Genomic DNA, 18,112 nt, shown 5'->3' with positions numbered 1-18,112 from the left:
CTCTCCTAAAGCGATAAGATAAAATGCGTGATTTTACTCGCTAATCTTTCCATGCCTAATTTTGAAGGGTGCAGCCCGTCGGAAACTGTTCCAGCGGTGTTGCTGGTCATAATATTCATATTGAGTTCGTTGAAGCCGGAATTCTTTTGTAAGTCCAGATAAGGAATGGAGTATTGCTCACACATCTCACGGCAAACATGACAGTAATCGGTAAGATAATATCCTTTAGCATTTTTTTGATCTCTGCCACGGGCAAAGGAAACCGGTGTAGTGACAATGAATCCGACGCGCGCCAACGGATATTTTTTAATGACGCCAGCCAGTAATAAATTCATCGCGCCATAAAATGTCAAGGGCGTGTTATCTTTGATTTTTCCTATTTCTGTACCGCCCTCGGAACCGAAGTTAAAGCCAAAGTCATTTCCTCCGCCCCAGATGGTAATCAAATCAGGGTTCTCCCCCATCTGGTTATATCGTAAACACATCGCGGTATTATCATGTTGGTTTTTCTGTGCAATACAAGTTCCACCAATACCATAGTTTGTCCACTCAGCAAGCCCCAGATTTTTGGCGACAATGGGCTGATACCATCCGCGTTCTGTTATGCTATCACCCAGAGTAAACCACGAACCACCGACCAAATACGAATGAATATATTCCATTACTCTCATCCCGTTAGTGTTAATATGATATTTCCATCTTTTATTGCCATCCGGAAATATTATCTCAGGACATCGCCCCGGTAAGAGTTGTCTCACAGAAAAGGGGCGATATCAATTAATTTTCGCCCCTTAATTCTATATAGCCTTTCAATTTATATGATGCTCTAAGAATATTTAAATACCCAGCAATAATCCGTTACGTCAGGATGTCATTATTTCGCAGTACCTCCTGAAGGGCTGGCACGCAACAAACCGCATCGGCAATGGCGCTGAATTTCGGCGTATGCTCCTTAAACCACGCATGGCGCGGTCCCCAGGTTCGCATTACGCAGATATAGATATCAAGTAACGTCAATGTTTCGCCAAATGCGTACGGCGTGGCTTTTAGCTGACTCTCCAGCCACAAATAGAGCGATTTACGGTATGCCTTGCAGTTTTCCTGTAATTGTTCCGGCGCGGCGCTAGCCCAGCGTTCCGGATAATCAGCATAGGTAAATGTGGGATAAACATTGGCGACCAGCCATACCAGTAATCGCCAGAACTGTTGTCTTTCCGGCGTGCCGACGGGCGGCGCTAAATCCGGGCGCTGGTCGAGGATCATCAACGCCACGGCGGCCGATTCGGTCATAATGCTGCCGTCATCAAGCTGCAGCGTCGGTACCTGGCCCAGCGGGTTAAGTTTTTTCAACCTCTCCTGCTGTGCGCCAGGCTGGTCAAAGCCGTCAACATTGACAAAGCGATAAGGGATTTCCGCCAGCGTCAGCATCACTTCACTTAGCGCCGATCCCCAGCCGGGGACACCATAAACAGTGATCATAAGGGCTCCTTACAGAGGATAAGCCCTAATTTTAGGTCAGAGTGGCGAGAAATTCGTCAGCCTGCTGTGGGCTGGTAAGACGCACAAAACGCAGATGCTGGTAGCGCGGGTCAGCCATATCCTGCGCGTAACGCAGGCGATTCACGCGCCAGGTCTTTATCGTCCAGATAATGATCGACTCGCGGCTGAAGAATGAACGGCGGAAACTTTCACAGTTTCCGGTGCCCGGCCATAACTCCTGTTTGTGCCAGGCGCGGCGCGCAGCGCGCAACACGGCCTGACGCAACGTGCGCCAGAAACCGTAATCAACCCACACAACAAGATCGACATGCCGCCATTTTATATCCCGGCTGCGATTGTAGTTGCCATCGAGTACCCAGCCCGGCTGCGCCAGTAACTGTTCAAGGCGGGAATACAACTCCTCATCCGGTGTTCCCTGCCAGTTGGCCCGCCAGTAGAGCCTGTCCATTTCGATATACGGCAAATTAAGCTTCGCGGCGATGCGTTTCGCCAGCGTTGATTTTCCGCTGCCGCTGGTACCGATAATATTAATTTTCATGGAGTTATGCGGATTCCCGCTCAACAAAATGGAAGCCAATATCGACAATAGGCGCATCAACTTCGCTGCCTTCGATACGATCGGCCAGCATCGTTGCCGCGCGCTGACCAATAATTTGCCGATCGACGCTGACCGTGGTAATGGCAGGCTGATTGCCGGCGGCAAAATCGAGATCGCCAAAGCCAATCACCGCCAGATCGCGCGGCACCTGTAAACCGCGCGACTGCGCTTCAATAATTGCGCCCTGCGCCAGCGTGTCGGAGCTGCAAACAATCACATCGAAATCGCCCTGCTCCAGTAGCTGCGCTAGCCCCTGGCGCCCCGAGGTGAATCGCGCCGGTAAGGCCACATCGACACTGCCGGGTTCGCTGATGCCGTTACGCTCCAGCACTTCGCGCAATCCGGCTTTACGCTGCGCGGCGCGTTTGTCCACCGTCCACAGCAAACCCGGACGGCGATAGCCTTTACGCAGCAGATACTCGGCCGTCGCCTGGCCGACTTTCTCGTGGGAGAAACCCACCAGCATATCCAGCGGCGTCGGGGTTAAATCCCAGATTTCCACGACCGGTACGTTGGCATTGAGGAGCACTTTTTTCAGATCGGTCGAGTGATGGATCCCGGTCAGGACGATACCGTCCGGGCGGCGCGAAAGCAGCGCGGCAACCAGATCGGCTTCGGTTTGTTGCGTGTATCCGGCCACGCAGAGCAACATATGGTAACCGCGCACCGCCAGCTCATCGCTGATGGCCTGAATCGTGTCGACGAACATGTTGTTGTTAATTTGCGGCACCACCACAGCAATCAATTTACTGCGGCGCGAGGCCAGTCCACCGGCCAAGGCATTGGGGATATACCCTGTCGCTTTGACCGCCGCGATGACTTTTTCTACCGTTTTGGGCCGTACCAGTTGCGGCGTGTTAAGCGCCCGACTTACGGTCATGGATGATAAGCCAGCGGCGCGGGCAACATCTTCCAGCGTGGGCGCACGCGGTGGGACAGAACGAGACGTTTTCGACATGTTCACTCACAGAGCATTCAGCGTTTTTATGATTCTCGCATTGTATTATACGCATTTCTCCCTTCATTGCCGCCGTGCCTCAGAAATCAGTGCGTTAGCAGGTATTTCCCTCCTTTTATGTTATCGCTATCATTTATGCGACTGCCGCTTTTTCTGCAACCCTTAAATGCGATGTTATTCACAGATGCTCTCTCTTTAACGCCATAATTTGTGATCGATTGTACATAATCACACCCTTTTTCTGGTTATTGATTTATTGCGGATCTACAAATGTTAGCGCAAACATTTTGTTGTTCACAGGAGCTAATCATGACCGTAAGTGCGAATTCCGATGCCGTGACCTATGCCAAAGCCGCAGGGGCAAAAACCGCCGCTGAAACCGGCGATCGTATTGCGTGGGTAAAACTCTCCCTCGCCTTCCTGCCGCTGGCGACGCCAGTAAGCGATGCGAAAGTGCTCACCGGCCGTCAGAAGCCGCTCACCGAAGTGGCGATTATCATTGCGGAGATCCGTAGCCGTGATGGCTTTGAGGGTGTCGGTTTCAGCTATTCCAAACGCGCCGGGGGCCAGGGGATCTATGCGCACGCCAAAGAGATTGCCGATAACCTGCTGGGCGAAGATCCGAACGATATCGACAAAATCTATACCAAACTGCTGTGGGCAGGCGCATCGGTTGGCCGCAGCGGCATGGCAGTGCAGGCCATCTCCCCTATCGATATTGCGCTGTGGGATATGAAAGCCAAACGTGCAGGTCTGCCGCTGGCGAAACTGCTGGGCGCGCACCGCGACTCGGTACAGTGCTACAACACCTCTGGCGGTTTCCTGCATACCCCGCTGGATCAGGTGCTGAAAAATGTGATTATTTCCCGTGAAAACGGCATCGGCGGCATCAAAATTAAGGTCGGCCAGCCGGACACGAAAGAAGATATCCGCCGTCTGACCGCCGTACGTGAAGCGCTGGGCGATGATTTCCCGTTGATGGTTGATGCCAATCAGCAGTGGGATCGCGAAACCGCGATTCGCATGGGCCGCCAGATGGAGAAATTCAATTTGATCTGGATTGAAGAGCCGCTGGATGCCTATGACGTTGAAGGCCACGCCCAGCTCGCTGCCGCTCTGGATACGCCAATCGCTACAGGTGAAATGCTGACCAGCTTCCGCGAACATGAACAACTTATCCTCGGCAATGCCAGCGACTTTGTGCAGCCGGATGCGCCGCGCGTCGGTGGGATTTCACCGTTCCTGAAGATCATGGATCTGGCCGCCAAACATGGCCGTAAACTGGCGCCGCACTTTGCTATGGAAGTTCACCTGCACCTCTCTGCCGCTTACCCGCTGGAGCCATGGCTGGAGCATTTCGAATGGCTGAACCCGCTATTTAACGAACAGCTTGAACTGCGTGATGGACGTATGTACGTCTCTGATCGCCACGGGCTTGGTTTCAGCATCAGCGAACAGGCCCGCGCGTGGACGCAAACCAGCTGTGAATTCGGTAAACGCCCATAATAATGACATCCTGACGGGAGAGCCCTCCCGTCTTTTTTCTGTTCCCTACACCACATTCAACCCTGTTTCGAGGAGTTGCGATGAATACAATAATTAAACGCACCAATGTGCGTTACAGCATTCTTGTTTTCTTATTTCTTGCCACCGTATTTAATTATGCTGACCGCGCGACTCTTTCGGTGGTCGCGCCAATCATGAGCAAAGAATTAGGTTTTGATCCAGAGGCCCTTGGTCTCGCCTTTTCGGTATTTGGTATTTCTTACGTGGCCCTGCAAATTCCCGGCGGCTGGTTGCTGGATAAATATGGTTCACGTCTGGTGTATGGCTGCGCGCTGATTGGCTGGTCGATAGTCACCATGTTTCAGGGCACCATCTACCTCTACGCCAGCCCGCTAATTGTGTTGGTGGTGCTGCGTCTGCTGATGGGCGCGATTGAGGCGCCTGCCTTTCCGGCCAACAGCCGCTTAAGCGTGCAGTGGTTCCCGAATAAAGAACGCGGATTTGTCACCGCCGTGTATCAGGCGGCGCAATATATTTCGCTGGGTATTATTACGCCGCTGATGACCATTATTTTGCACAATCTGAGCTGGCATTATGTTTTTTATTATATTGGCGCGATCGGTGTTGTACTTGGCATATTCTGGTTGGTGAAAGTTCGCGATCCGTTAGCGCATAAAAGCATTAACCAGCAGGAAATTGATTATATTCGCGACGGTGGCGGTGAACCGTCGCTTGGCAGTAAAAAAGGCCCGGCAAAAATCAGCCTGGCGCAGATCAAAAGCGTCTGTATTAATCGCATGATGATCGGTGTGTATATCGGGCAATTTTGCGTCACCTCGATTACCTGGTTTTTCCTGACCTGGTTTCCGACCTATCTTTACCAGGCCAAAGGAATGTCGATTCTGAAAGTCGGTTTTATTGCCAGTATTCCGGCGATCGCCGGGTTTATCGGTGGGTTGCTGGGCGGCGTTGTTTCCGACTGGCTGCTGACGCGCGGTTACAGCCTGACGACGGCGCGCAAATTCCCGGTGATCTGCGGCATGCTGCTCTCCTGCGTGATTGTGCTGGCCAACTATACCGACTCAGAAGTGGTAGTGGTCGCGGCAATGAGCGTGGCGTTCTTCGCTAAAGGGTTTGGCAATCTGGGCTGGTGCGTGTTGAGTGATACGTCGCCGAAAGAGGTGCTCGGTATTGCAGGCGGCGTGTTCAACATGTGCGGTAACCTGGCGAGCATTGTCACACCGCTGGTCATTGGCGTGATCCTCGCCAATACCCACTCCTTCGATTACGCCATTCTGTATGTCGGCTCAATGGGGCTGATTGGTCTGTTCTCGTATCTGTTTATTGTTGGTTCGCTGGAGCGCATTACGCTCACGCCAACGGCGGCCTGAGTCTGATTCTGGCGTCCCGCTAACGCCGCGCTGCTCCGTCACCCTGTACTCCCGGCGGAGCAGCTTTTTTTACATTAATAAGCAAAAAAGTAGCAAAGTCGGCGCGGCGGTCATTATGCATGCTTATGGAATCAGGCTATAACCTTGCAAAATTGTCAGGTATTTACCGGTTTATGGCTGGTTTTTTCTGTTGCTTTTATCTTCTGGTTGAATCATTTACGCTGCTTGTCTCCTTTCACCTCACAATTTCTGCTAATAGTCCCATCACTGGCGGCGGGTATGTTTTGCGTCATTTGCCGATTGCGGGTAGGATGCTGCGCCATGTTTCTCTTATCCATACGTAGAATCACTGGAAAGGCAAACATTTACCGCGGGAGCAATCGTTTGGCTTTTGCTCACGCAGGTTGAGGAATTCCGCAAGGTTCAGACAGGTTAACAGGTAACGAGATGAAAACAGACAACAACAGCGCCACGGAGCATCACGCGGCGAAACGACGCTGGCTTAACTCTCATGAAGAGGGCTACAACCGGGCGATGGGTAATCGCCAGGTACAAATGATCGCCATTGGCGGCGCGATTGGGACAGGTTTATTTTTGGGCGCAGGCGCACGATTACAGATGGCGGGGCCATCGCTGGCAATCGTCTATCTGGTTTGTGGTCTCTTCTCTTTCTTTATCCTCCGCGCACTGGGCGAACTGGTACTGCATCGCCCTTCCAGCGGCAGCTTTGTTTCCTATGCCCGCGAGTTTCTGGGCGAAAAAGCCGCGTTTGTCGCCGGCTGGATGTATTTCATTAACTGGGCGATGACCGGTATCGTCGATATCACCGCTGTTGCGCTCTATATGCACTATTGGGGCGCGTTTGGCGATGTGCCGCAGTGGGTCTTTGCGCTGGCCGCGCTGGCGGTCGTCGGCACCATGAACATGATTGGCGTGAAATGGTTCGCCGAAATGGAGTTCTGGTTTGCGTTAATCAAAGTGCTGGCGATTGTAGTGTTCCTGATTGTCGGGACCATCTTCCTCGGCAGCGGTAAACCGCTGGACGGCGGCACAACCGGCTTCCACTTGATCACCGACAACGGCGGTTTCTTCCCGCACGGCTTGCTGCCAGCGCTGGTGCTGGTTCAGGGCGTGGTCTTTGCGTTTGCTTCTATCGAACTGGTCGGTACTGCCGCCGGTGAGTGTAAAGATCCGCAGACCATGGTGCCAAAAGCGATCAACAGCGTGATCTGGCGTATCGGTTTGTTCTACGTCGGCTCGGTGGTCCTGCTGGTGCTGCTGCTGCCGTGGAATGCCTATCAGGCAGGTCAAAGCCCGTTTGTGACCTTCTTCTCCAAACTGGGCGTGCCTTACATTGGCGACATCATGAACATGGTGGTGCTGACCGCTGCACTTTCCAGCCTGAACTCCGGGCTCTACAGCACCGGCCGTATTCTGCGTTCGATGTCGATGGGGGGTTCTGCGCCGAAGTTTATGGCGAAAATGAGCCGCCATCATGTGCCTTATGCCGGTATTCTGGTCACCATTTGCGTCTATATCGTCGGGGTGTTCCTCAACTATCTGGTGCCGTCGCAGGTGTTTGAAATCGTGCTGAACGTGGCCTCCCTGGGCATTATCGCCTCCTGGGGCTTTATCGTGATTTGCCAGATGCGTCTGCGTAAGGCGATCAAAGAAGGCAAAGTGGCGGATGTCAGCTTCAAAATGCCTGGCGCGCCGGTCACCTCATGGCTGACGCTGCTGTTCCTGCTGAGCGTACTGGTGCTGATGGCGTTTGACTATCCGAACGGCACTTACACCATCGGTTCTATCCCGCTGATTGCCGTGCTGCTGGTTGCAGGCTGGTTTGGCGTACGTAAACGCGTACATGAAATTCACAGCACTGCGCCGGTTGCGCCGACGGAGAACGCCTCGCGCTAAACGGGCGGCAGTAAACATTAAGGGAAGGCTCTGGCCTTCCCTTTTTTATGACGAATAACATCATCCGGTACGCTGACATACCGCGTTTTGCCCTCTCATTAATAACAATAAAGCGCAACACCAAATGGTGCAGAAGCGCATCTGGCAGGCAGGGACTACACTGATTCTTAACTTAACGTGCGTTTAATGTTTTCAAAATATTTACATAACCTTTAACATATTGGCGCATGTTCCATTTGGTTCGTTTTTCTCACTCGGTTCCGATATGACTATTCTTTCTGCCACGAAGGCCACACTGCCGGCGTTATTACTCCCGGTTGTCCTCTCTCCGTCTGCTTCTGCCGCTGACAATGAACAAACGATGATCGTCAGCGCCGCGCCACAGACAGTCTCTGAACTTGATAGCCCTGCCGCCGTCAGCGTTGTACAGGGCGACGATATCCGCCAGGCGGCACCGCGCGTCAATTTGTCGGAATCGCTCAACAGCGTCCCCGGCTTGCAGGTACAAAACCGGCAAAACTATGCCCAGGATCTGCAACTTTCCATCCGGGGTTTTGGTTCGCGTTCCACTTATGGCGTGCGCGGTATTCGCCTGTATGTGGATGGTATTCCTGCGACAATGCCGGACGGTCAGGGGCAAACGTCGAATATCGATCTCAACAGCGTGGAGAGCATTGATGTGCTGCGCGGCCCTTTCTCGGCGCTGTACGGCAACGCTTCTGGCGGGGTGATGAATGTCACCACGCAGACCGGGCGTCAGCCAACAACCATTGAAGCCAGCAGCTATTACGGTAGCGACGCAAGCTGGCGTTACGGCCTGAAAGCAACCGGTGCGGTAGGCGACGGTACACATGCGGGCGACGTGGATTACACCGTTTCCAGCACCCGCTTCGTCACCGGCGGCTACCGCGATCACAGCGGCGCGCGCAAAAATCTCGCCAACGCCAAACTGGGCGTGCGCATTGATGATGTCAGTAAGCTGAGCCTGATCTTTAACAGCGTTGATATCAAAGCCAACGACGCGGGCGGCCTGACCAAAGAGGAGTGGCAGGATAATCCGCGCCAGTCGCCGCGTGCTGACCAGTACAACACCCGCAAAACCATCAAACAAACGCAGGCCGGGCTGCGCTATGAGCGCCAGATGAGCAGCCAGGATGATTTAAGCGTGATGATGTACGCCGGGGAACGTGAAACGACGCAGTATCAGTCGATCCCGCGCGCGCCGCAGCTTAACCCGGCCCATTCAGGCGGTGTGATCGATTTGACGCGCCATTATCAGGGCATCGACACGCGCTGGACGCACCGTGGCGAGTTGGGCGTGCCGGTGACTGTCACCGGCGGTCTGAACTACGAAAACATGAGCGAGAATCGCAAAGGTTACGAAAACTATGTGATGGATGGCTCGACGCCGATCTACGGCGAAAAAGGCAATCTGCGCCGTGACGAACGCAACCTGATGTGGAACCTCGATCCGTACGTGCAAACGGCCTGGCAACTGACGGATAAACTCTCTCTCGATGCGGGCGTGCGCTACAGTTCAGTGTGGTTTGATTCCAACGATCACTATGTCACGGCCGGTAATGGCGATGACAGCGGTGAAGCAAGTTACCATAAGTGGCTGCCAGCGGCCTCGCTGAAATATGCGCTCACCGATGCATGGAACGTTTATGCGGCAGCCGGGCGCGGTTTTGAAACACCGACCATTAATGAACTCTCCTATCGTTCCGGTAACCAGAGCGGGCTGAATTTCGCGCTGAAACCCTCCACCAATGAAACCGTGGAAATCGGTAGCAAAACGCGAATCGGTAACGGCCTGCTGACCGCAGCGCTGTTCCGCACCGATACCGATAATGAGATTGTGACCGACACCAGCAGCGGTGGACGCACCACGTACAAAAACGCCGGGAAAACCCGCCGCCAGGGCGCAGAGTTGTCGCTCGATCAGCAATTCGCCGGAAACTGGCGTGCCAAAGTGGCATGGACTTATCTGGATGCCACGTACCGTAGCGAAGTCTGTACCGACAGCGACTGTAATGGTAACCGTATTCCGGGTATTGCGCGCAATATGGGTTATGCGTCGCTGGGCTGGATCCCGGATCAGGGCTGGTACGCGGGTGCCGATGTGCGCTATATGAGCGATATTATGGCCGACGATGAAAACAGTGCGAAAGCGCCCTCCTACACCGTTACGGGCATTAACACTGGCTACAAATTTAGCTACGGCAACTGGATGATGGATGTGTTTGGCCGCATCGATAACCTGTTTGACCGTGAATATGTTGGCTCAGTGATCGTTAATGAATCGAATGGTCGTTACTACGAACCCGCTCCGGGACGTAACTACGGCGTCGGTTTGTCTATCGCTTATCAATTCGAATAATCCTCGCCAGCCGCCTTCACCGGAAGGCGGTTTTAATCGACAAAAAAGCCCGGAAGCTGATGCTTACGGGCTTTTTTTATCGCGTTAAAACGCTATCAGAAGGTGGTCCAGCCTTCATCGCTGCTTTGTGTTTCACGCACTGCAGCAGGCGCTTTCGCCGTTGGCGTGGCTTTGGGTTTTCCCGCTTTCGCTGCGCTTTTGGCTTCGTTTTGCTCCAGACGGAAGGTAGCCACCAGCTCTTCCAGCAGACGCGCCTGCTCTTCCAGCGAACCTGCCGCGGAAGACGATTGGCTCACCAGCGCCGCGTTCTGCTGCGTGGTGCTGTCCAGCTCGCTCACTGCGCGGGCAATCTGCTCGATACCACGGCTCTGCTCTTCCGATGCGGAGGAAATTTCACCCATGATATCGTTAACACGCGTTACCGACTGGACAACCTGGTCCATGGTTTCACCGGCTTTGGCCACCAGTTCACTGCCGACATTGATACGGGAAACCGATTCGCTGATCAGTTGCTCAATATCTTTTGCCGCCTGCGAACTGCGCTGAGACAAGCTGCGTACTTCGCTGGCCACTACGGCGAACCCACGGCCTTGTTCACCGGCACGCGCGGCTTCCACTGCGGCGTTCAGCGCCAGAATGTTCGTCTGGAACGCAATGCTGTTAATCACTGCGGTGATATCAGCAATTTTGTTAGAGCTGCTGTGAATATCGCCCATCGTGTTCACCACTTCGCGCATCACTGTACCGCCTTCGCCGGCCGTCTGCGAGGCCTGCGCCGCAAGGCTGCTGGCGTTACGGGCGTTGTCGGCGTTATTTTTCACCGTCGCGGTTAACTCTTCCATGCTGGCAGCCGTTTGCACAACCGCTGCGGCCTGCTGTTCTGTACGGGAAGAGAGATCGGTATTACCTTCGGCAATTTCGGTTGCCGCGCGGGAAACCTTCGTCACGCTGTTACGCACTTCGTGGATCATTGCCCGCAGTGTGTCGTTCATCCGCCCCATTGCTCCGGTCAGTTGCCCCAGTTCGTCGGTACTTTGTGCGCGGATTTGCGAGCTGAGATCGCCGCTGGCAATACGTTCCGCCAGGGCAAGGTTGCGGTCAATCGGACGGGTAATCTGGCGGATCACCCACCAGGAGACAATCACACCCAGCAAAATGGCGATCGCGCCGATAATGGCGGCGATGGTACTGGAGCTATAGGCCAGCTCATCGTTGTGCGCTTTTACCAGCGTAATGATCTGCTTCAGCGCCGCGCTGCTGTTATCACCACCGGTTTTAACATGATCTTCTGCGGCCTTCAGCGCCTGATAAGCGGTGAAATAGTTGCGGCTCAGATCGTGGTATTTAACGGTGTTGTCCCATAAAGCCTGTAACGGCGCTTGCAGTTCGCCAGGCAACTGGCTCGCCAGCGCTTGTACACTTTTTTGCGTGTCGCTGAAATGGCGCTCCAGCGCGTCGCTGCTCTCTTTGCCTGGGCTATAGCGGACAACCAGCGCCGCGTCACGCACTGCACTGATAGCAAATAATTGCTCATAAACTTGCGCCATCAGGCCCGGATCGGCAACCGGCGTACGCACGAGTGTGGTGTAGCTGGCGGCAAGATCTTCAGCAGCGAGTTTATCCAGCGCATCACGCACAGCGTGAATATCACTGGTCGCTTTTTGCATCTCGCCAATGCTGCTCTGGAATTTCGCCAGATGATCGGCGACATCGCTGATGATCTGCTTTTCGTTGGTTGACCAGCTCATACTGTCAGCGCTGGCCGTCAACTCTGAAGCGTGGCGCACGTAATCAGACATCACCTGACCAGATTTATCATCACCATAGAAATATTTCAGGCGGTTAATTTTTGCCTGAAACACTTCGATGTTGATGTTGTACAACAGATTGGTTTTTTGGTAGACGTCGCGGATTTCCTGAAAGCGCAACACACTGAGGATAGAAGCAACAGCAACCAGAAACAGAACTAACCCAAATCCTACCGACAGCTTTCTACTAATTTTTATATTGCTTAACCGTTGGTTAAATGACATTCCCCGACTCCTCGCTGGACACCAAATGTTAGCGCCTAACTACGCGCTAAAAGGTTATCGGCAGCGAATGCGTGGATTACAGGTATTAATTGGTCTTATAAATGCAAAACGTGATATGGATGTGCCCCAATGACAAATTTTTGTCGGGCAACATCCATGATTTAGCTTAAGTGTTTGTATTTAAGAAAAATTGCTCAGCGATAAAATTGCTTATGGATAATGTTTGCGCCCTCATCGATGGCACGCCATATTCCGCGCTCGCTGGCAAAAGCATCACCTTCTTCCAGTGCGGCTAATAGGTCTGAATAATCGTGGCTGCGTGTTAAATCATCCGAATGTGGATAAAGATAATTAAAACATGGGCCAATGCGTACCCATAATTGCTCAATGAGCGCTGTCAATGTCGGCATACCTGCCTGCTGGTAAATCGAAAAGCGAAAAATCCGATTTGCCTGCAACATCTGCTCGGTATGACCACTTTTTAGTGTTTCGTGAAAAGCCGCAGCCAGCGCACGCAACTCCCTGATCCTCTCTGGGGTCATACTTTGACTGGCGGCACGGGCTGCCATCCCTTCAAGGTTTTTGCGTATCTGGTTGATTTCGTCATAGCGTTCGAGGCTGACCTCTGGCACTAAAAACGCCTGCGCCGGTGTGGCATGCAGCGCGCCTGCGGAAACCAACCGCAAAAGCGCTTCGCGTACCGGAGTAATGCTGGTACCCAACTGATCTGCTATTTCTTTCGTGATAAGCCGCGCGCCAGGTTTTAGCGCACCGATAATAAGCGCATTCTTCAGACTCGCCTCCACTTGCATAGTGAGGCTGGTTCGTTGCGCTTTTTCCAAATCAAGCATGTTTGCGTCCTGTATCATTTCTTATTTATTTTCAGCCTGGTAGCGTGTCCGTAATCATTCAAATATATTATATAAACATGCCTGGTATTGGATTGTCGCGTAAAGATGTAGCTAATAATTAGTTATTATGCACAACTACCAGGAACCGCCTTCACAAGGTTATCAGTTCCTTATGCTTGTCTAATTAAAGACGTTTTTTCAGATTTTGCACAATAGTGATGGCGGTTTTTTTCGCCGCCATCAATCGTTTAGCGTGGCGCTCCAATTTGCACCACCACCTTGCCGAAATTTCGACCTTCCAGCATACCGATAAAGGTCTCCGGCGCTTGCTCAAGACCTTCTGTTAGTTGCTCACGGTAGTGAATAATTTCCTGTTTTACCCATTTCCCCATTTCTTGCTGGAATTCGTTAATTCGGTGACCATAATCCTGCGTAATAATAAATCCCTGTAACCGGATTCGTTTTTTAAGCAGCGTTTCCATTAATAACGGAATACGATCCGGGCCGTCAGGAAGTTTAGTGGCGTTATAACCGCTGACTAATCCACAAAGCGGAATTCGCGCCTGAGTATTTAATAATGGCAGTACGGCATCAAAGACCTTGCCGCCGACATTTTCGAAATAGATATCGATCCCTTGCGGGCAGGCCGCCGCCAATTGTTGGGCAAAATCCTCCGCGTGGTGGTCGAGACAGAGATCAAAACCGAGCACCTCCACGGCATGACGGCACTTCTCTTTGCCTCCGGCGACCCCGACAACGCGACAGCCCTTAATTTTACCGATCTGCCCGACCGTTGCGCCGACCGGGCCGGTTGCAGCGGCAACGACCAGCGTTTCCCCCGCTTTCGGCTGACCGATATCAAGCAATCCCATATAGGCGGTAAACCCCGGCATGCCGAGAATACCCAGTGACCAGGAAGGATGCTGCGGATCTTTCCCAAGGTTAATCACATCGTCGCCGTTAGCGATGTCGTAATCCTGCCAGCCGCTATAGGCCAGCACCCAATCGCCTTCGGCAAAATCCGGATGCAGTGAACTGACCACGCGGCTGACCGTCGCGCCACACATCACTTCGCCGATTTTTACCGGCGGCGAGTAGGACGGCGCATCACTCATGCGACCACGCATATAGGGATCTAACGAGAGGTAAACCGTCCGCAGTAACACCTGGCCTTCGCCGGGCGTTGCGATGTCGTCCTCTTCAAGGCGGAAATTGTCGGTAATGGGCGCGCCATGTGGGCGGGAAGCCAGCACCCAACGGCGATTGCGGTGAGAAGATTGGTTCATCGTGCTCTCCTGTGCATGAAAGACTAATTACTGATACTAGTCGTTTCCTGCCAGCAGCGCGTTAACATTATGTCCCGGCGTGATTGAGGCGCACCACCAGATAGCGGCAAGGTGCGCTGCTCTCATTGATAAAACGGCAATCATTTGGCGGCCCGAGTTCCAGGCAATCCCCCGCTTTCATTTCGTGCCGCGTATCGCCTTCGACAAACACCAACTCGCCTTCCTGCAACCAAATTAACTGCCGCGCTAAGGCATAAGAAGAAGCGGGCATCGGAATATCGCTGCCCGCTGGCAGGTCGATTTGCACCAGATCGATAGGCAGATCGCTGCGCGGCGAAACGTGGCGGCGCAGGTAGTGGCTTTGCGGATCGCGCCATACCGGCTGATCGGCGTAGCGCAGCAGCTTTCCTTCCTGCATTTCGGCGCGGGCAATCAGCGTTGACATGCTGATGCTGAATGCGCCGGAAAGCCGCGCCAGCAGCGCCGCCGTCGGGCTGCTCTCGCCGCGTTCGATTTTGTGGATCATCGCCCGCGAAACGCCCGCGCGTTCGGCCAGTTCGCTCAATGACCAGCCACGGGATTCACGTTCTACACGAATTCGGGCACTGATCCGTTGATTTATATTGTCTGAGATAGTATTCATATCGTAATACTATAGTGTACAAATCTGAGGTTCAACCATGAATATTCGTTTTGCCGGGAAAGAAGATTGTGCCGCCATCGCGGAGATCTACAACCATGCAGTGGTGAACACCGCCGCCATCTGGAACGATCAAACGGTCGATGTCGGGAACCGCGTTGCGTGGTTTGAAGCGCGCGCCAAACTGGGTTATCCGGTGCTGGTCAGTGAAGAAAATGGCGTGGTCACTGGCTACGCGTCGTTCGGTGACTGGCGCGCTTTTGATGGTTTTCGCCACACCGTCGAGCATTCGGTATATGTGCACCCGGAATATCAGGGTAAAGGGCTTGGGCTGGCGCTGATGAAACGCCTGATTGAAGAAGCGAAACGTATTGGCAAACATGTGATGGTGGCGGGGATTGAGTCGCAAAACCACGGCTCTATTCATCTGCACAGTAAACTGGGTTTTGTCACCACCGGGGAAATGCCGCAGGTCGGCACCAAATTTGGCCGCTGGCTCGATTTAACCTTTATGCAACTGCAGCTCGATAACCGTACCGATCCGGATGCTATCTAATGAACCAGTCGCTGACCCTCACCTTTCTGATCGCCGCCGGAATTGGCCTGGTGGTGCAAAACACGCTGATGGTGCGCATTACACAGTCGGCCTCGACGATCCTTATCGCTATGCTGCTCAACTCGCTGGTGGGGATCGTGCTGTTTGTCTCGATTTTGCTGTTCAAGCACGGGATGAGCGGGTTTCAGGAACTGTACGCCAGCGTGAAGTGGTGGACATTAATTCCCGGTCTGCTGGGTTCATTTTTTGTCTTTGCCAGTATCAGCGGTTATCAGTACGTTGGCGCGGCAACGACCATTGCGGTTCTGGTGGCAAGCCAGTTGATTGGCGGGCTGGTGATGGATGTGGTGAGGAGTCAGGGGATCGCGCCGCGGGCACTGATTGGCCCGGTGTGCGGCGCGGTACTGCTGGTGATTGGCGCCTGGTTGGTAGCCAGACGCCAGTTCTAATTACAGGATGGTGCCACCTTTGGTGAGCTGGTCACGGCGCGCTTCCATATCTTCTTTATGCTGGCGGCCGTGATGCGCAATCGCCGTTCGCAGGCGCTGCTGCTGCGCGTAGCGCTCTTCCCGGCTTAGCGCGGCGTCATCGCTGAGTTCAACCAGTAATTCGTTCATACCGCTAATAACGCTCTGTTCAATGGCCGCATCAACGCGCGCGACAACCTCATCCAGATGTGACATATCCACTCCTTTAATTCAATTTCGCTTTCGAGAAATCACTGCCCATCAGGCTGACCTGGTAACCGGTCACATTGCTGCGCGTGGCGTAGAAGGTTTTGCCGTTCGCCAGCGCAATCCACGGCGCCTGCTGGTAGAAGATATCCTGCGCCTGTACGTAGAGTTTGGCGCGGGCCGCCGGATCGCTGACTACTTTGGCTTTCTGCACCAGCGCATCATAGCCTTTATCGCACCAGCGCGCGGCGTTGGCGCCGTTTTTGATGCTGTTGCAGCCCAGCAGCGTATCGGCGAAGTTATCCGGGTCGCCATTATCCGACATCCAGCCGAACAGTGCCGTATCGTGCTCGCCTTTACGCATTCCGGCCAGATACTCACCCCACTCGAAAGAGACAATCTTCGCTTTCACGCCCACTTTCGCCCAGTCGCTCTGGATCATCTCAGCGATACGGCGCGAGTTCGGGTTATACGGACGTTGTACCGGCATTGACCACAGTGTGGCTTCAAAGCCTTTCTCCAGGCCTGCCTGTTTCAGCAGCGCTTTGGCTTTTTCCGGATCGTAGTTGTAATCCTTCAGATTTTTGTTATAGCCCAGCATATTGGGCGGCAGCGGCGATTTCGCCACGCTGCCGGAGCCAAGGAACACGGCGTTAACGATCGCCTGCTTATCGGTGGCATAGTTCAGCGCCTGACGCACCAGTACGTTATCAAACGGTTTTTTCTCGGTGTTAAACGCCAGATAACCGACGTTCAGCGCATCAATGGTATGCAGCGTCAAATCTTTGTTATTTTTGATCTGATCGAACTGCACCGGTGACGGTGCCGGAATGATCTGGCACTCGTTGGTTTGCAGTTTCGCCAGCCGCGTCTGCACATCCGGGGTGATAGAGAAGATCAGGTGTTTGGTCGGCACCGGGCCTTCCCAGTAGTTCGGGTTGGCAAGATAGCGGATTTGCGCATCGGTTTTGTATTGCTGCAACACATAGGGGCCAGTACCGATTGGCCAGTTGTCGACGTTTTCCGGCGTGCCTTTTTTCAGCATCGCATCGGCGTATTCCGCAGAGAGAATAGAGGCGAAATCCATCCCCCAGTCGGCAAGAAATGCGGCGTTCGGTTCGTTCAGCACAAACTGGACGTGGTAGTCGTCCACCTTTTTCACCTCTTTAATCAGCTTATCAAGGCCGACATCGGTGAAATATTCGTAATTACCCTGCGAAACATTGTGATACGGATGTTTCGCGTCCATCTGCCGCATGACGGAGAAAATCACGTCATCGGCGTTGAAATCACGCGTCGGTTTAAAATATTTATTGCTGTTGAATTTCACCCCCTGGCGCAGCGTAAACGTCCAGGTTTTGCCATCTTCCGACACTTTCCACTCCGTCGCCAGCGACGGAATCGGGGTATTTTTCACCGGATCAAAGGTGACCAGGCGGTTATAAAGCACCTGCGAGCTGGCAACAAAAGTTGGCCCGGAACTGGCAATTTGCGGGTTAAAGGATTCAGGCGACGCTTCGGAGCAGTAGATGATGGTGTCGTTAGATGCGGCCCATGCAGCACTTGCCGGTAACAGTGTGCTCAGCGCGAGGGCGAGCAGCGTTTTCCCTGTAGACATTATCAGGAACCTTCTTATTTATATGGAGTAGTAATCTCAGCACAGCTCAGGTGAACTGGCAAATAGTGAATCTCTATCAGGTTATGCTAAAGCAGTTGATTTCGCTGAAATATCAACCATCATTACGATTAAAATTTATCTTAAATAATTATCGTGGCGTCAAGTCTGATTGATGTCATCTATGCATCGAGAATTCAATGGTTT

General features: G+C 53.2%; 16 protein-coding genes. 6 read left to right on the top strand and 10 right to left on the bottom strand.

Annotated features, from left to right (window positions below):
- Nucleotides 1-5: 5 nt before the first annotated feature.
- The 4 genes from AWR26_RS12840 to AWR26_RS12825 form a co-directional block, all read right to left on the bottom strand.
- Nucleotides 6-662 carry an SGNH/GDSL hydrolase family protein gene (locus AWR26_RS12840; RefSeq protein ID WP_035885677.1) on the bottom strand — a complete coding sequence of 219 codons (657 nt, stop codon included), beginning with the start codon at nt 660-662 and terminating at the stop codon, nt 6-8.
- Between the two features lie 196 nt (nt 663-858).
- Nucleotides 859-1,479 carry a glutathione S-transferase family protein gene (locus AWR26_RS12835; protein ID WP_064566341.1) on the bottom strand — a complete coding sequence of 207 codons (621 nt, stop codon included), beginning with the start codon at nt 1,477-1,479 and terminating at the stop codon, nt 859-861.
- A gap of 31 nt (nt 1,480-1,510) precedes the next feature.
- Nucleotides 1,511-2,038, bottom strand: a complete 528-nt coding sequence (locus AWR26_RS12830) for an AAA family ATPase (protein ID WP_064566339.1) — start codon at nt 2,036-2,038, stop codon at nt 1,511-1,513.
- A gap of 4 nt (nt 2,039-2,042) precedes the next feature.
- Nucleotides 2,043-3,056 carry a LacI family DNA-binding transcriptional regulator gene (locus AWR26_RS12825; RefSeq protein WP_035885674.1) on the bottom strand — a complete coding sequence of 338 codons (1,014 nt, stop codon included), beginning with the start codon at nt 3,054-3,056 and terminating at the stop codon, nt 2,043-2,045.
- Between the two features lie 309 nt (nt 3,057-3,365).
- On the opposite strand from AWR26_RS12825, the gene AWR26_RS12820 reads away from it, so the two are divergent.
- The 4 genes from AWR26_RS12820 (at nt 3,366) to pqqU (ending at nt 10,250) form a co-directional block, all read left to right on the top strand.
- Complete coding sequence (locus tag AWR26_RS12820) at nt 3,366-4,562, top strand: L-talarate/galactarate dehydratase (protein WP_007375123.1); 1,197 nt, start codon at nt 3,366-3,368, stop codon at nt 4,560-4,562.
- A gap of 80 nt (nt 4,563-4,642) precedes the next feature.
- On the top strand, nt 4,643-5,953 hold the full coding sequence (locus AWR26_RS12815) for an MFS transporter (protein ID WP_064566337.1): 1,311 nt from the start codon (nt 4,643-4,645) through the stop codon (nt 5,951-5,953).
- 447 nt (nt 5,954-6,400) lie between these two features.
- Nucleotides 6,401-7,870, top strand: a complete 1,470-nt coding sequence (gene ansP, locus AWR26_RS12810; protein WP_064566335.1) for an L-asparagine permease — start codon at nt 6,401-6,403, stop codon at nt 7,868-7,870.
- A gap of 265 nt (nt 7,871-8,135) precedes the next feature.
- On the top strand, nt 8,136-10,250 hold the full coding sequence (pqqU, locus tag AWR26_RS12805; protein ID WP_064566333.1) for a TonB-dependent receptor PqqU: 2,115 nt from the start codon (nt 8,136-8,138) through the stop codon (nt 10,248-10,250).
- Nucleotides 10,251-10,345: 95 nt separating this feature from the next.
- On the opposite strand, the gene AWR26_RS12800 is transcribed toward pqqU, so the two are convergent.
- The 4 genes from AWR26_RS12800 to AWR26_RS12785 form a co-directional block, all read right to left on the bottom strand.
- Nucleotides 10,346-12,283 carry a methyl-accepting chemotaxis protein gene (locus AWR26_RS12800; protein WP_064566331.1) on the bottom strand — a complete coding sequence of 646 codons (1,938 nt, stop codon included), beginning with the start codon at nt 12,281-12,283 and terminating at the stop codon, nt 10,346-10,348.
- Between the two features lie 194 nt (nt 12,284-12,477).
- A complete protein-coding gene (locus AWR26_RS12795; RefSeq protein WP_007372109.1) occupies nt 12,478-13,134 on the bottom strand; it encodes a GntR family transcriptional regulator in 657 nt (218 codons plus the stop codon).
- Nucleotides 13,135-13,382: 248 nt separating this feature from the next.
- Nucleotides 13,383-14,420 (bottom strand): NADP-dependent oxidoreductase, encoded by a 1,038-nt coding sequence (locus AWR26_RS12790; protein ID WP_064566329.1) that lies wholly within the window; start codon nt 14,418-14,420, stop codon nt 13,383-13,385.
- A gap of 67 nt (nt 14,421-14,487) precedes the next feature.
- Nucleotides 14,488-15,063, bottom strand: coding sequence for a helix-turn-helix domain-containing protein (locus AWR26_RS12785; RefSeq protein WP_064566327.1), 576 nt, complete (start codon nt 15,061-15,063; stop codon nt 14,488-14,490).
- A 37-nt stretch (nt 15,064-15,100) separates the two neighbouring features.
- On the opposite strand from AWR26_RS12785, the gene AWR26_RS12780 reads away from it, so the two are divergent.
- Both AWR26_RS12780 and AWR26_RS12775 read left to right on the top strand, forming a co-directional pair.
- A complete protein-coding gene (locus tag AWR26_RS12780) occupies nt 15,101-15,616 on the top strand; it encodes a GNAT family N-acetyltransferase (protein ID WP_064566325.1) in 516 nt (171 codons plus the stop codon).
- Nucleotides 15,616-16,065: a DMT family transporter gene (locus AWR26_RS12775; RefSeq protein WP_064566323.1), complete on the top strand. Its 450-nt coding sequence runs from the start codon at nt 15,616-15,618 to the stop codon at nt 16,063-16,065. Before AWR26_RS12780 ends, AWR26_RS12775 begins: the two co-directional genes overlap by 1 nt.
- Here AWR26_RS12775 and AWR26_RS12770 read toward each other — a convergent pair whose 3' ends face one another.
- Together AWR26_RS12770 and AWR26_RS12765 are read right to left on the bottom strand one after the other, a co-directional pair.
- Nucleotides 16,066-16,299, bottom strand: a complete 234-nt coding sequence (locus AWR26_RS12770) for a YdcY family protein (protein WP_064566321.1) — start codon at nt 16,297-16,299, stop codon at nt 16,066-16,068.
- A 10-nt stretch (nt 16,300-16,309) separates the two neighbouring features.
- On the bottom strand, nt 16,310-17,908 hold the full coding sequence (locus AWR26_RS12765) for an ABC transporter substrate-binding protein (RefSeq protein WP_064566319.1): 1,599 nt from the start codon (nt 17,906-17,908) through the stop codon (nt 16,310-16,312).
- Nucleotides 17,909-18,112: the final 204 nt, after the last annotated feature.

The organism is Kosakonia oryzae, assembly GCF_001658025.2.
GTDB classification, from domain to species: domain Bacteria; phylum Pseudomonadota; class Gammaproteobacteria; order Enterobacterales; family Enterobacteriaceae; genus Kosakonia; species Kosakonia oryzae.
This window is presented reverse-complemented; position numbering and strand designations above follow the sequence as displayed.